The sequence below is a fragment of the Citrobacter sp. RHB35-C17 genome, from assembly GCF_013816795.1.
Taxonomy (GTDB): domain Bacteria; phylum Pseudomonadota; class Gammaproteobacteria; order Enterobacterales; family Enterobacteriaceae; genus Citrobacter_A; species Citrobacter_A amalonaticus.
This window is the reverse complement of sequence record NZ_CP057150.1, coordinates 4,337,242-4,350,898: the sequence shown is the minus strand read 5'-3', so window position 1 is coordinate 4,350,898 and position 13,657 is coordinate 4,337,242. Positions and strand designations below refer to the sequence as shown.

Annotated in this window: 12 protein-coding genes; 4 read left to right on the top strand and 8 right to left on the bottom strand. The window is 54.6% G+C overall.

Annotation, left to right across the window (positions count from 1 at the left end):
- Positions 1–272: 272 nt before the first annotated feature.
- Positions 273–1,148 carry a 23S rRNA pseudouridine(2604) synthase RluF gene (rluF, locus tag HVZ37_RS20720; RefSeq protein ID WP_042999008.1) on the top strand — a complete coding sequence of 292 codons (876 nt, stop codon included), beginning with the start codon at positions 273–275 and terminating at the stop codon, positions 1,146–1,148.
- Here the strand turns inward: rluF and HVZ37_RS20715 are convergent.
- The 7 genes from HVZ37_RS20715 to rtcR all read right to left on the bottom strand — a co-directional run bounded on the left by HVZ37_RS20715 (position 1,145) and on the right by rtcR (position 8,444).
- Positions 1,145–1,417, bottom strand: a complete 273-nt coding sequence (locus HVZ37_RS20715) for a DUF3811 domain-containing protein (protein ID WP_042321003.1) — start codon at positions 1,415–1,417, stop codon at positions 1,145–1,147. The two genes, rluF and HVZ37_RS20715, sit on opposite strands and share 4 nt — an antisense overlap.
- Positions 1,418–1,480: 63 nt before the next feature.
- On the bottom strand, positions 1,481–2,239 hold the full coding sequence (locus HVZ37_RS20710; protein WP_104445921.1) for a DeoR/GlpR family DNA-binding transcription regulator: 759 nt from the start codon (positions 2,237–2,239) through the stop codon (positions 1,481–1,483).
- A complete protein-coding gene (locus tag HVZ37_RS20705; protein ID WP_181627935.1) occupies positions 2,226–3,089 on the bottom strand; it encodes a Cof-type HAD-IIB family hydrolase in 864 nt (287 codons plus the stop codon). Before HVZ37_RS20705 ends, HVZ37_RS20710 begins: the two co-directional genes overlap by 14 nt.
- Before the next feature lie 15 nt (positions 3,090–3,104).
- Positions 3,105–3,947, bottom strand: a complete 843-nt coding sequence (locus tag HVZ37_RS20700) for a histidine biosynthesis protein (RefSeq protein ID WP_044253395.1) — start codon at positions 3,945–3,947, stop codon at positions 3,105–3,107.
- A gap of 27 nt (positions 3,948–3,974) precedes the next feature.
- Positions 3,975–5,561 (bottom strand): PTS sugar transporter, encoded by a 1,587-nt coding sequence (locus HVZ37_RS20695; RefSeq protein ID WP_046401379.1) that lies wholly within the window; start codon positions 5,559–5,561, stop codon positions 3,975–3,977.
- Between the two features lie 246 nt (positions 5,562–5,807).
- Complete coding sequence (panS, locus tag HVZ37_RS20690) at positions 5,808–6,746, bottom strand: ketopantoate/pantoate/pantothenate transporter PanS (protein ID WP_044265250.1); 939 nt, start codon at positions 6,744–6,746, stop codon at positions 5,808–5,810.
- A 111-nt stretch (positions 6,747–6,857) separates the two neighbouring features.
- Positions 6,858–8,444, bottom strand: coding sequence for an RNA repair transcriptional activator RtcR (gene rtcR / locus HVZ37_RS20685; protein ID WP_181627934.1), 1,587 nt, complete (start codon positions 8,442–8,444; stop codon positions 6,858–6,860).
- A gap of 457 nt (positions 8,445–8,901) precedes the next feature.
- Between rtcR and HVZ37_RS20680 the strand changes: the two genes are divergently transcribed.
- The 3 genes from HVZ37_RS20680 to HVZ37_RS20670 are packed head-to-tail and all read left to right on the top strand — an operon-like array spanning position 8,902 to position 12,053.
- Complete coding sequence (locus tag HVZ37_RS20680) at positions 8,902–10,029, top strand: slipin family protein (RefSeq protein WP_044264155.1); 1,128 nt, start codon at positions 8,902–8,904, stop codon at positions 10,027–10,029.
- Between the two features lie 5 nt (positions 10,030–10,034).
- Positions 10,035–11,261 carry an RtcB family protein gene (locus HVZ37_RS20675; RefSeq protein WP_181627933.1) on the top strand — a complete coding sequence of 409 codons (1,227 nt, stop codon included), beginning with the start codon at positions 10,035–10,037 and terminating at the stop codon, positions 11,259–11,261.
- Positions 11,262–11,267: 6 nt separating this feature from the next.
- Positions 11,268–12,053: a nucleotidyltransferase domain-containing protein gene (locus HVZ37_RS20670; protein WP_181627932.1), complete on the top strand. Its 786-nt coding sequence runs from the start codon at positions 11,268–11,270 to the stop codon at positions 12,051–12,053.
- A gap of 97 nt (positions 12,054–12,150) precedes the next feature.
- On the opposite strand, the gene lysC is transcribed toward HVZ37_RS20670, so the two are convergent.
- Positions 12,151–13,500, bottom strand: a complete 1,350-nt coding sequence (lysC, locus tag HVZ37_RS20665) for a lysine-sensitive aspartokinase 3 (protein WP_042999018.1) — start codon at positions 13,498–13,500, stop codon at positions 12,151–12,153.
- Positions 13,501–13,657 lie beyond the last annotated feature (157 nt).

Here is a 13,657-nt window from a genome sequence, read left to right as displayed (position 1 = left end):
AGGCCAATTTGCACGATTATTTTTTATCGCCAGCAAGGTAAGGTATATTCCGCATTTATTACGCAAAGCATTCAGGATGTATCAAGGCGGCAAGGGAGCGAATCCTCAGGAGCATAGATAACGATGTGACTGGGGTGAGTGACAAATCTGTCAGGAACAGATTTGAACGTTGCGAAGCGACGGCCCGTCAGGGCGAGTCTCATGGATGAGACGAGTAATCTGGCAGCCAACGCAGAGACAGCCTGAAGGATGAAGTGTACAACGGAGAAATTATGCTGCCCGACTCATCAACACGACTCAACAAATACATCAGTGAAAGCGGAATCTGCTCGCGCCGCGAAGCGGATCGCTTCATTGAGCAAGGGAATGTCTTCATTAATGGCAAACGCGCCACCATTGGCGACCAGGTGATGCCTGGCGACGTCGTGAAAGTGAATGGTCGGTTGATTGAGCCGCGTGAAGCGGAAGATCTGGTCTTTATCGCGCTGAACAAGCCGGTGGGGATCGTGAGCACCACCGAAGACAGCGAGCGTGACAATATTGTTGATTTCGTTAACCACAGCAAGCGCATATTCCCGATTGGCCGTCTGGATAAAGATTCCCAGGGACTGATCTTCCTGACCAACCACGGCGATCTGGTGAATAAGATCCTGCGTGCCGGTAACGATCATGAAAAAGAGTATCTGGTCACGGTCGACAAACCGGTTACGGATGAGTTTATTCGTGGGATGAGTGCCGGCGTGCCGATTCTGGGTACTGTCACAAAAAAATGTAAGGTGAAGAAAGAGGCGCCGTTTGTATTCCGGATTACCCTGATTCAGGGGCTGAACCGTCAGATCCGCCGCATGTGCGAACATTTCGGTTATGAAGTGGTGAAGCTTGAACGCACGCGCATCATGAACGTTGGCCTGTCCGGTTTGCCGCTGGGAGAATGGCGTGACCTGACGGATGATGAGCTAATTACGCTGTTTAAGCTTATCGAAAACTCTTCTTCAGAAGCGAAACCGAAGGCGAAAGCGAAGCCGAAAACCGCGGGAATCAAGCGTCCGGTGGTGAAAATCGAAAAGACGGCGAACAAAGAGAAAGCGCGCCCGGCGGCAAACGGCAAACGCTTTACCTCGCCGGGGCGTAAGAAGAAAGGACGTTAACGTCTGCCGCGCGTTGGCGTATTCGCAGACCAGGAAAAAGAGGCTTCAGCATCCGGTTTATAAGCCTGCTTTTTCTTCAACTGGCGGGCTTTTTTTGCCTCGGCTTCGCGCAAGACCATCAGCTTATCAATGTACTCTTTCTTCACGCTGTTAGTCTCTGCGTTGGTCAATTGACGACCATGCGCGATACGGGCGCGATCCAGCAACGTTTTCAGTTCGCGCTGTTCGCGCTCGGTCATCTCTTTTTGGGTAATGCGGGGGAGTGCCATACGGGTGCCCTCTGTCTGCCTGGTGATTTCAGTGTACGGCAATACGCCTCGGGCGGATAGCGCTCAGTCAGCAATACGCAGTTTTCCGGCGAAATCCTGTTGTGTATAACCCGTTGTTTTAAATCCCTTATCCGTAATGACGTAATCGATCTCTTTGAGAGTCGCGATACACATCACGCCGTCCTGACCAAATTTAGTATGGTCAGCGAGAATCACGGATTTTTTACTCATCGCAATCATCGCTTTGGCAACGTATGCCTCGTCAAAGCTCTTCACGAGTACACCATGCTGCGGCGAAATGCCACCCGCACCGATAAAGCAAATATCAGCGTGAATCGCATTAATCTGCTGGCACACAGAGACGCCCAGATTGGCGCGGAAATGGTAATCGTATTCACCGCCTAAGACATAGACTCGCGCCTGGAGATTATGCTCTTTTATTTTATCGGCAATTAAGGCGGAATTGGTAATAACGGAAAACGCGAGAGGGGGTAAGTGTTCGGCAAGAATAAGATTCGTGGTACAGGAATCAATAAATAGCGTATCGCGCTCGCTGACCATTCCCGCCGCCGCTTTGCCAATCGCCATTTTTTCTTCGCGATGGGCATCAATTCTCGCGCCAAATGCATCTTCCTGAACAACCTGTTTTTTGACCGCGCCACCGTGAATTTTGGTGATTTGACCTTCAGACTCCAGCAAAGAGAGATCGCGGCGAATGGTTTCCGAGGTCACGTTCAGCGTTTCTGATAATTTAATAACGGTCACTTCACCGAACTTGTTTAATTCATCAAGAATATGCTTTCTTCTTTTAATCGGGTTCATTATTTTCCGCCAGGGTCGAACTTTGCCGCATGGTAACTGGATGCGCAGAGCAACGCAACCACTCCAGCGCGCAGACGATACCCTCATCATCATTGGTGGTGGTTACATACCGCGCCTGATGTTTCACGCTATCTGGCGCGTTGCCCATTGCGATGCCGAACCCGGCAACGGCGAACATGCTGATGTCATTCTGTTGATCGCCAATGGCGGCAATCTCAGTGGTTGACAGATTTAATTGGCGGGCGATTTCATTTAGCGCATACCCTTTATTTATTTCGCTACGTTGAATATCAATATAATTCCCACCGGTGATTGTCGACTTATAGTCATTGGGTAACTGACGACTTATTTTCCGACAGAGATCGTCGATCCTGGCGTGTTCTGCGACCAGCGTAATTTTAAATATATCGCGACGATTAAAGATATTCCCTGGCGCGGCGCTAATAAGCGGTAACGCAAATAAACTGGCCTCATAGGATGTCCACGGGGCGATAAGGCGATCGTCGCGGTGATAAATCGCCTGGGCAGTAAAAAAATGGTGAGGATAACGGGACAGCGAAATATGGCGGTCAATCTCTCTGAGATCCATCCGGGTAAGGGCCGCAGAATGCAGAATGCGTTGTGACGCCAGCTCAAGGATCTGTCCGCCGTTGAAGCCTGCGCACCAGTCAAACAGTGTCTCAACCTGCTGCTGTTGTAACAGGCGCGCCATTGAGGAGACCGGTCTGGCGGAACAGGCGGCCAGCAGACCGCCGCGCTGACGAAAGTCAACCAGCGCCTGACGTGTGCGTGGCGTGATAGTCTTCTGCGACGTCAGCAATGTTCCATCCAGATCGGTAACCAGTAGCATTATTGTTCTCTGTCGTTAGGCATGAGCGATAAACGGGGTCACGGCCTCTTTGGCGGCATTGCAGACCATATTGTCGATTGCCGTACCGACGACCAGGATATTAACCCCGGTGTCCTTAAATGCTTTGGCATTGGCGAGGTTAATGCCTCCTTCTGCCAGCGTCGGGACGTCCACCGCGCCAACCAGCGCCCGAAGACGGTCTTTAATCATCTGCGGGATATCGCCTGCCGCCACGCCTTCATAGCTCATGCCGGTCATCAGGCCGATCATATCGACGCCAATCTCCTGCATACGTTTCGCTACGCTGGCGACCTCTTCCGGGGTGCGTGCCGGAATACCGAAGGTATGCAAATCATCCGGATGACCAATGTAGGCATCCACGGTCAGGCCATACTGATGGGCAAGGTTGACGATGTCCTGCAGGTCGTCCCAGTCTGATTTATGGGTATGTAAACCGTCAGCTCCGGCGCGGGCAATCTCCAGAATCTCTGTTTCGCTGAGCGGGACGGGCAGCGTTTCGGTAAAACCGCCCGCAATGCCCACGGTGATGAAGATGTCGTCCGGGACCACATTACGCACGCCGTGCACAGCTTCTGCCATCTGACCGTTGGTGATTTCGTGGCGGATTTGCTCCGCCGCGTGCATGTTACTCACCCCTTTGTGTCCGCGCGCCAGCGCCAGCGCAGGATGGTTCGGCTCGAGCAGTTTCACGCCTGCCTCACAGACCGCTTTTGCCAGGCGCGCATCGTCGCCGGTGATCCCCGTGCTGAGGATGGTTTGCCCGCCGTGCAGCGCGATGGCATCTTTCACTTTCTGTAACGCTTTGGCGCGTTTTTTATTCATATCGCCTTTAAACATGGTGTACCTCTGGTGTTGGTGCATTTATTAACGGGCAGACGCCACAGATTCACTCTGTACGACAGCCTTAAAACGGTTCGCAATGATGGTGGTGATACAGGTCATTGCCATGACAGTGAACATCACAATCGCCATCTGTAATGCGTTGCTGGATAAGAACGGTGAGGCGAACGCCGGGACGTAGGCCACCCCTTTGACGTTAAAGAAGCCGAGCATCATGCCGCCCATTCCGGCCCAGAAGATGGCGGAACCAAAGACGATTTTGTTGGCGAACATGAAAGGGTAGGCGGATTCCACAAATGTTCCGAAGCCCAGGTTGATAAGCAGGCCCGGTGTGGCGACGGCCGCTTCGCTTTTTTCGCGTGGTGCGATGACGTTAGCCAGGTTGATGCCGGCAGCAACCATCACCAGACCCACCATATCCACAGCGCCGAGGAAGCTGACGCCGGATTTCTCCATCTCCAGCAGCACCAGCGGTAGAATGACCGCGTGATAGACACCGCCCAGAATGGCTGGCCAGATCACCAGACCGGCCAGCAGCCCGGCAAGAATCGGACTGAATGCCAGCGTGCTTTCGATAGCCAGCTTGATGTAGTTACCGGCGGAGAGCGCCAGGGGACTCAGCAGATAATGCATGATCAGGCCAGCAGTCAGACCCGAAATCCCGCCGGCAACGATGTTGACGGTGGTCATCGGGAAACGCCAGTTCAGGCACAGCTCAAACAACCAGCGCACAAAAATCCCGGCCATCAGACCGCCGATAATCCCCCCGATCAGGCCGCCTTCAACGGAAAGCACCCCGGCGACGACCCCGGCTACAATGGAGACTTCATCAAGTTCGGAGATCTGTTTTGCCGCCAGCACGGCAACCAGCACCGGCAGACCCTTCAGCAGGATTTCAAAGATATCGTTGAGTTTTTCCAGCCCGGGGATGTGGCTCAGGGCGAGTACGATCGCCATCGCGATAAAGCCTGGCAGCGCCGGGATCATGATGCTGCGGATGTTAAAGCGCTTAAGCAGACTCTTTCCGGAACCGCCTTGTGCAGGCGACGCGCTGCCCAACTGGGGTTTGTATTTGATACCCCAGTATTTACACAGCGAGGCGACGAAAGAGACCGCGCGAGTGCGGCTGGTGGTCCCCGTGGTGCCTGAGGTGGCGACCACATTGGCGCCCTTTGCGGCGACCAGCGCCATCGAGGTGCCGCCGGTGCCGACAATCGGGGTTTTCATTTCTACGGCGGCATCAAAAACGGCCTGGTTAGCTTTTACCGGATCGGCGCTCATCACTACGATCCCGTCGATCTCACCGCTGCGGATCATCCCGGCTATCTGGCGATCGCTCTCGACGACGGAGGCATTCACCTCGGAGAGTTTACCCTGGAAGATACGTTGTGGTTTTGTGTTGTTTTCTGTGGTTAAGGCATAGACGGCTGCTGGGGTGTCAGGTTTGGCGACATCCATCGACGCCTCTGCTGCAATGAACTGCACGGCAGCGACGGTGACACCCGCGGCTTCACACTGCTGATAAATCTCCTGGAGTAACTTCTCTGGCTCAGCGCCACCCAGGTTGTAGAGGTTGCCTCCACTGCTTCCAATAATCGCAATTTTTTTCATAGCGGCCTCAAAGAAAAGATAGGGTAGGGGGTGATCTGTGTTGTAGTGGGATCATATTCCCAAGCAAAACAAAATAAAGCAACATTAAAAGAACGAATACAGCTCTCGATAAAATAATAAATTTATAATAATTAACTGAAAATAAAGGTATTAATTATATTTTTGTTTTGTGTTGATATTTGTTGTTTTGTGATGAGGTTCAAACAAGGAAGGCAAGGAATGGGGAAATCCCCCATTCGCAGGGGATCAATTTTCTTTGACAGCACTCTGCTGTTCATCAATCGGTTTACCGGACCAGTACCCTGCCAGCAGAGAGCCGGAAAGGTTGTGCCAGACCGAGAACAGTGCGCCGGGGAGGGCCGCGAGCGGGCCGAAGTAGATTTTACCCAGCGCGGCGGCGAGACCGGAGTTTTGCATTCCCACCTCGATCGCCAGCGTGCGGCAAGTTGACTCGTCAAAGCCAAACAAGCGCCCGCCCCAGTAACCGCCGAGCAGGCCGATGGTGTTGTGTAGGATCACCGCGATAATCACCACGAAGCCGACGGACGCGATATGCGCGGCGGAACCGGCAACCACTGCGCTGATGATCGCCAGAATGCAGACCATCGAAAAGGCGGGCAGGTAAGGTTCAACTGCCTTCACGACGCGCGGGAACAGATGATGGATCACCAGGCCCAGCGCAATTGGGATCACCACAATTTGCAGGATGCTGAGCAGCATCCCCATCACATCCACCTGAATGTGCGCATCGACATACAGACGCGTCAGCAGTGGTGTGGCGACCACGCCCACCAGAGTGGAGACGGAAGAGATCGTTACCGAGAGTGCGACATCGCCTTTCGCCAGATAGATCATGACGTTAGATGCCGTGCCGCTGGCGACGCTTCCGACCAGCACCATCCCGGCGGAGAGTTCCGGCGGCATGTTAAATGCCATCGCCAGTACCCAGGCCGCCAGCGGCATCACCAGATAGTGCAGGAAAATTCCCGCCGCAACCGGTGCCGGGCGTGAGAGCACACGTTTAAAATCATCCACTTTCAGGTGGACGCCCATGCCGAACATAATCAGCATCAACAATGTCGTCACCCACGGGCCGACAGGCGTAAAGGTGGATGGCGTGTAATACGCAATAGCAGAGAGCAGCAGCGCCCATAACGGGAACAGCCTGGTGAGAGTGGCGAGCATGTTGTTTTCCTTGCACGTATGTTGTGTTTGCTTGTTATTAACGGGTTGGGATCGAGCCCAACCATCATTATTGTGTATCGTGTGAAGAGGTATTATTCAAACAAATTATGCTTATGTTCTGACTTTGAGATTTTCCCAGCTCAGACCAAACCGAGCCAGGTACTTACGCAGACGGTCGGCATCGTTGGGATTGGCTTTCTTTTGTCGTGAGACGGCGAAGAGTTCACGTCCGGCTTCGGACAACGATGCGCTGCGGCGACAGACCTCAAGCACGGTTTCCAGTTGGCGGCGGTCAAAGAGGTCGAGTTCCATCTCCATCTCCAGTTCCGGTTGCGACGGTGCCTCTCCCCAGCTCTCCTGCAAAAGCGCAATCTCTTCGTCGACAAGGGCCTGCGTGATACGTCCTTGCTCGGCCAGCGTCGCCATTCGCGCGACGGAGGAACTCAGTTCGCGGAAATTGCCACGCCACTGCGCCTGAGGTGAACAGGCAAACGCCAGATAGCGTTCACGCGCCTCCTTATCAAAACGAATCTGATTCTGTCGGCTGCGGGAGAAGCGTTGCAGCTCATACTCCACGTTAGGGGCGATGTCTTCACGCCGCTGTGCAAGGCCGGGCAGGGCAAAGCGCCACATGTTTATCCGTGCGTAGAGATCTTCGCGAAAACGCCCTTCGGCGACCCACTGCGGCATATCGCGATGGGTTCCGGCTATCAACTGGAAATCGCTGTACACCTCTTTATCTGAGCCAAACGGGAAGAAGGTTTTCTCCTCGATCGCTTTCAGTAGCATGGCCTGTTCATCCAACCCCAGTTCCGCGATCTCATCCAGAAACAACACCCCGCCGTCGGCTTCACGTAACAGTCCCGTTCGTGACGACAGTGCGCCCGTAAACGCGCCTTTCACATGACCAAACAGCGTCGACATGGCGTTATCGCCGCGCAACGTCGCGCAGTTCACTGCCACCAGTTTTCCACCCACCAGATGCCGTGACTGACGAAGCTGAAAAATCCGTTTTGCGAGGAAGGATTTCCCCGCACCGGTGGGGCCGGTGAGCAGGATAGGATCGCCAGAGCGCAAGGCAACGCGCTCAATACGGTCAATCAGTTTATTGAACGTGGCATTGCGCGTCTCGATACCGCCTTTGAGGAAGGAGATCGATTGTTGCTGCTCACGCTGAAAGCGACTGGTGAGTGTGGCATAGCGGCTTAAATCAAGATCGATCACCGAGCAGGTGCCAGCGGCAACATCCTCCTGCGGAGCGCCCTTCGGTGCGGGTCCGGTTTGCAGAAGGCTGGCGGGCAGATAGCGGGCTTCCGTCAGCAGGAACCAGCAAATTTGCGCCACATGAGTGCCGGTAGTGATGTGCACCAGATACTCTTCATTCTCGGTATCGAAAGTGTAATGAGTGGCAAAGTCGAGGAACGCGGCGTAGACCTCTTCGAAATCCCAGGGATCGGTAATGGGGATGGCATGTGGACGAACCTCAGTATGTGGCGAGAGCAGGCTAATATCTTCCGCTAACTGCTGACACATCCCGGCATCGCGTGGCTGGTGGATAAGCTCCAGCCGATCGACCGGGAAATCCGGCTGTTGGCACAGTCCGACCGTGGGCCGCCATTTCTTTAACCGGTTTGCCCGTTTACCGCGTTTATCCAGCACCGTGCCCAGTACACCAATCACCACCCGTCGCTTTTTCATGTTTATCCAAAAAGATAAAGTTCGATAGGTAAGGATAAAAAACAGGCGAGACGTCTGCAATCATCATTTTTGGTGATGAAAATTAATTACTTATTAATCAATAAACTAAAAAATAATTTCGTCATTTTCTCGTTCTGGCACGCTTCTGGCAATAACCCTCTCGTCAACACGTTGAAAACGCAGGGGGTTAAACCCCGCCGGCACATCAGGAACGGCTGAGGCTGTATTCCGGAGGTGTTCCGTCAACCGATGACACCTGAACAATGGGTTCGATTCCCGATTCATTCTCCCAATGAAACTGGTTGTTAATCAAAGAAATAAAAACGGGCACTGCGCAGTTAACAGGCCCCAAAACAGGTCGCCGGTCACGATGCCGCGCCGCAGGCAAAAGGGAATTCCCCTGTGGCCTCGCCTCCGCACCCGCACCCGCACCTGACTTGATAAGGAAAAAAGAAAAATGACGAAGAAAATCACGATCCGTAAAGGGCAATTAGGTCTGTTAGCCAAAAACGGCGACTACTATCAGGTTCTGGAGGCGGGTGAACACCGTCTGCCGTGGTTCAACACGCCAGAGGTGCTGGTGGTTAATCTGGACGGCAGCGAAGTGCCGGAAGCGCTGGCGAATTATTTACGCCGCTTTCAGCCAGACTGGGTAACACGTTATGCCCTGGCCGTTGATCTTAACGACAGCGAAGCGGGCGCGTTATACATGAATGAGGTGTTGCAGGAGATCCTGCCGCCGTCAACGCGCCGTTTGTACTGGCGGGCCGACGAGGCGTTGAAACTGGTACGGATGGATACGCGTCAGGTTCAGGTGCCTGCTGAGGTCATGAATGCGGTTCTGCAACCGCGACGTAGCGGCGCGGTAAAAGGTCGTGAAGCGATGCTTACCGTACAGGTGCCTGCCTGGCACGCCGGAGTGTTGAAAATTGATGGCGAGACGCAGGCACTGCTGCCGCCGGGTCTGACGGCGTACTGGAAAGTGAATCATCTGGTTGACGCCGAAGTGGTGGATACCCGTTTGCAGGTGCTGGAAGTAGGCGGTCAGGAAATTTTGACCAAAGATAAGGTCAACCTGCGCCTGAATCTGGCAGCGAACTGGCGTTACCGCGATGTGTTGCTGGCGTTTGCACAGCTCACTAAACCGCTCGATCATCTGTACCGCGAACTGCAGTTTGCGCTGCGGGAGGCCGTCGGGACGCGCACGCTTGATGAGCTGCTGGAAGATAAACAGGTAATTGATGAGGTGGTCAGCGCACAGGTGAAAGACCGGATGACACCGTATGGCATCGACGTGGCGTCGCTGGGTGTGAAGGACATTGTGTTGCCGGGGGATATGAAAACGATTCTGTCCCGTCTGGTTGAAGCGGAAAAATCGGCGCAGGCCAACGTGATCCGCCGTCGTGAAGAAACGGCAGCGACGCGCTCGTTGTTGAATACGGCGAAAGTGATGGAAAACAACCCGGTAGCTTTGCGTTTAAAAGAGCTGGAAACCCTCGAAAGAGTGGCAGAGCGTATCGATAAAATCTCGGTATTCGGTGGCCTGGACCAGGTTCTGCACGGCTTAGTGAACATTAAAGGATAAGAAACATGGCACATCACGACTATGCGCTGTTGACGTCGCAGAACGCGGCGCCGGTGAAAATGTGGACGCACGGCGTCCCGGTGGAACCCGAGGCACGCCAGCAATTGCTGAACACGGCGAAGATGCCATTTATTTTTAAACACCTGGCGGTCATGCCGGATGTGCATCTGGGGAAAGGGTCAACGATTGGCAGCGTGATTCCGACCAAAGGAGCGATTATTCCGGCAGCAGTGGGGGTGGACATCGGCTGTGGGATGATTGCGGTACGTACCTCGCTGCTGGCTGACGATCTGCCGGATAACCTCAGCGGGTTGCGGAGTGCGATTGAGCAGGCCGTTCCACATGGGCGAACCAATACGCGATCCCGTCGCGATAAAGGGGCGTGGGACACGCCGCCAGAGGAGGTGAGTACTCACTGGGGGACACTGGCACCGCGCTTTACGCGCCTGACTGACAAGTATCCCTCGCTGCTGAAAACCAATAACTATAAGCATCTCGGAACGTTGGGAACCGGTAATCATTTCATTGAAGTGTGTCTGGATGAGCAGCAGCGCGTCTGGGTGATGTTACACAGTGGTTCGCGTGGTGTGGGGAATGCCATCGGCAACGTCTTTATCACGCTGGCGCGGCAGGATATGCAACAACATATCGCGAATTTGCCTGACCGAAACCTGGCGTATTTCCAGGAAGGGAGTCGGCACTACAACGACTACATTGAAGCGGTGGAATGGGCGCAGGATTTTGCCCGACAAAACCGGGAGGTCATGATGTCCCGCGTGTTGGCCGCGCTGTCGCGTAGCGTGAGTAAACCGTTTATCACGCAACAAGAAGCAGTGAATTGCCACCATAACTACGTGCAAAAAGAGCGTCATTTTGGTGAAGAGGTGCTGGTAACGCGTAAAGGTGCCGTTTCCGCACAAAAAGGCCAGATGGGGATCATCCCCGGATCGATGGGGGCGAAAAGCTTCATTGTGCGTGGGTTGGGCAATGAAGAGAGCTTCTGTTCCTGCAGTCATGGTGCGGGAAGAACCATGAGCCGAACGGCGGCTAAAAAACGCTTTACCGTAGCGGATCAGATCCGCGCGACGGCCCACGTTGAATGCCGTAAAGACAGCGAGGTGATTGATGAAATTCCGCTGGCCTACAAAGACATTGATGCCGTGATGGCGGCGCAGTCTTCGCTGGTGGAGATCGTGCATACGTTGCGGCAGGTGGTATGTGTAAAAGGATAAAAGAAGATGACCAAAAATGCAGTGAGTGCCGCAATGTGCGAACGGGTCATGCGGCAGCTCAAAGAGATAGAAACCCGCTACGGCGTCAGGGTGCTGTATGCCTGCGAATCGGGGAGTCGTGGCTGGGGATTTGCCTCGACGGATAGCGATTACGATGTGCGGTTTTTGTATGTTCATCCGCCGGAGTGGTATTTGCGGGTTGATGCGCCGCGTGACGTCATCGAGCTGCCAATCGACGATGAGCTGGATGTGTGCGGCTGGGAGTGGCGTAAAGCGCTGGGTCTGCTGAAGGGCGCTAACCCAACGCTGATCGAGTGGCTGGATTCCCCGGTGGTTTATCAGCAGGATGATGCTACGGTCAGTGCGCTTAAAGCGATGATACCGCAGTGGTTTTCTCCGCTTCGTGCGCGCTGGCACTACTACTCGATGGCGCGAAAAAACTTTCGCGGCTACTTGCAGGGGGAAACGGTGCGTCTGAAAAAGTACTTCTACGTCCTGCGTCCGCTGTTGGCGGTGCGTTGGGTTGAAGCAGGAAAAGGCGTTCCGCCCATGCGGTTTGCCGAACTGCTGGCGGGAAGCGATCTGGATGCGCCGTTACGTCAGGAAATAGATGAACTGCTGGTGCGCAAACAGCGGGCTGGGGAGGCGGAGTATGGTCCGCGTCGTCCGCTGCTACATACGTTTATCCACGCCGAACTGGCGCGAGGCGAAATCCCGCCAACGTTACCGGATAGCCGCGAAGGCGACGTGAAGGCACTGGATCGACTGCTTTACGAGACGGTGATGTCATGACTGTGTTGCCCGATGATGCTCACGCTTATCGGGCCGACACCGGCTGGCCTCCAGGCCGGATAAGGCGTTTCATCGCCATCCGGCATTCAGGCCTGTCTTACTCAAACAAATTATGGTGCAGCTTCTGTACCACCTGTTCTGCTTCGGTGCCAGGCACCAGGAAACAGAGGTTATGGCTGGAGGCGCCATAGCAAATCATGCGGATATTGAACGGTTCCAGTACGCCGAACACCTCTTTGCCGACACCGCAGGCTTTCGACAGATCGTTACCAATCAACGCGACCAGCGCGAGACCTTCTTCCACTTCCACCCGACACAAGGCCGACAGTTCCATTAGCAGCGACTGCGTCAGCAGCGTATCGCCGGTGGAGGTGGAACCGGTGGTGTCCAGCGTCAGCGCCACGCTCACTTCAGAGGTGGTGATCAAATCTACGGAGATATTATGGCGCGCCAGAATGCCGAACACTTCAGCCAGGAAACCGCGCGAGTGCAGCATATTCAGGCTGTGCAGGGTCAGCAGCGTCTGCTTACGACGCAGCGCCAGCGCGCGGAACAGCGGTGGATTCTGCGTTTTGTTACAAACCAGCGTGCCGCCCGCTTTCGGATCTTTACTGGAGCCAACGAAGACCGGGATATCGCTGCGCACCGCCGGCAGCAGGGTAGCCGGATGCAGCACTTTCGCGCCGAAGGTGGCCATTTCCGCCGCCTCTTCAAAGGCGATTTCATCGATACGCTGGGCGGCAGGCACCACGCGAGGATCGGTGGTATAGATGCCCGGAACATCCGTCCAGATATCGACACGCGCCGCATGCAGCGCTTCGGCCAACAGGGCGGCCGTGTAGTCGCTGCCGCCGCGTCCGAGTGTGGTGGTACGCCCTTTGCCTTCGCTGCCGATGAACCCTTGCGTGATCACCAGCCCTTCGCTCAGACGTGGGGTCAGTTGCAATGTCGCCAGCTCCGCCAGCGCCGCTACGTCAGGTTCGGCACGGCCAAAGCGATCGTTGGTTCGCATCACTTTACGCACATCAAACCACTGCGCCTGAACGTTACGCTCACGCAGGATCTCAACAAACAGCAGGGTGGACATCAGTTCGCCGTGGCTGACCAGTTCATCCGTCAGTGCCGGGGAGGTGGCTAATGAGGCCGCTTCCGCCAGCGTGGTGATATTTTCCAGCAGGCGTTCAATCTCTTCACGAATGACGTTGGGATAACGCAGACGCTCCAGGATATCGAACTGAATTTTACGGATGGCGTCGAGCTTCTCAAAGCGAGCCTGTGGTTCCAGTCCTTCTGCCAGCGCCACCAGCAGATTGGTGATGCCAGCAGAAGCTGAGAGCACCACTACGCGCACGTTTGCATCGGAAAGCACCACGTCGGCGCTGCGGTTCATGGCATCAAAATCAGCGACGCTGGTACCGCCAAATTTGGAAACAACGATTTCTGTCATAACAACCTCGTGTCAGGGAGTGAGAAAGCGACCTGGGCACAAAGGCAGAACAGAAACCGGTGCAGGCGCAAATACCGTATTTATAAATAAAATGTGCAGACGACACTGTCAACGCCGGGATTATGCGGATTTTTCATGCTGGCAAGTGGCTGAGTAA

Excerpts from the sequence above, each read along its gene's own strand:
- HVZ37_RS20700 (WP_044253395.1), bottom strand. The coding sequence starts at position 3,947 with ATGTTTAAAGGCGATATGAATAAAAAACGCGCCAAAGCGTTACAGAAA.
- rtcR (WP_181627934.1), bottom strand. The coding sequence starts at position 8,444 with ATGAAAAAGCGACGGGTGGTGATTGGTGTACTGGGCACGGTGCTGGAT.
- panS (WP_044265250.1), bottom strand. The coding sequence starts at position 6,746 with ATGCTCGCCACTCTCACCAGGCTGTTCCCGTTATGGGCGCTGCTGCTC.
- lysC (WP_042999018.1), bottom strand. The coding sequence starts at position 13,500 with ATGACAGAAATCGTTGTTTCCAAATTTGGCGGTACCAGCGTCGCTGAT.
- HVZ37_RS20705 (WP_181627935.1), bottom strand. The coding sequence starts at position 3,089 with ATGCTACTGGTTACCGATCTGGATGGAACATTGCTGACGTCGCAGAAG.
- HVZ37_RS20710 (WP_104445921.1), bottom strand. The coding sequence starts at position 2,239 with ATGAACCCGATTAAAAGAAGAAAGCATATTCTTGATGAATTAAACAAG.
- HVZ37_RS20680 (WP_044264155.1), top strand. The coding sequence starts at position 8,902 with ATGACGAAGAAAATCACGATCCGTAAAGGGCAATTAGGTCTGTTAGCC.
- HVZ37_RS20670 (WP_181627932.1), top strand. The coding sequence starts at position 11,268 with ATGACCAAAAATGCAGTGAGTGCCGCAATGTGCGAACGGGTCATGCGG.
- rluF (WP_042999008.1), top strand. The coding sequence starts at position 273 with ATGCTGCCCGACTCATCAACACGACTCAACAAATACATCAGTGAAAGC.
- HVZ37_RS20675 (WP_181627933.1), top strand. The coding sequence starts at position 10,035 with ATGGCACATCACGACTATGCGCTGTTGACGTCGCAGAACGCGGCGCCG.
- HVZ37_RS20695 (WP_046401379.1), bottom strand. The coding sequence starts at position 5,561 with ATGAAAAAAATTGCGATTATTGGAAGCAGTGGAGGCAACCTCTACAAC.
- HVZ37_RS20715 (WP_042321003.1), bottom strand. The coding sequence starts at position 1,417 with ATGGCACTCCCCCGCATTACCCAAAAAGAGATGACCGAGCGCGAACAG.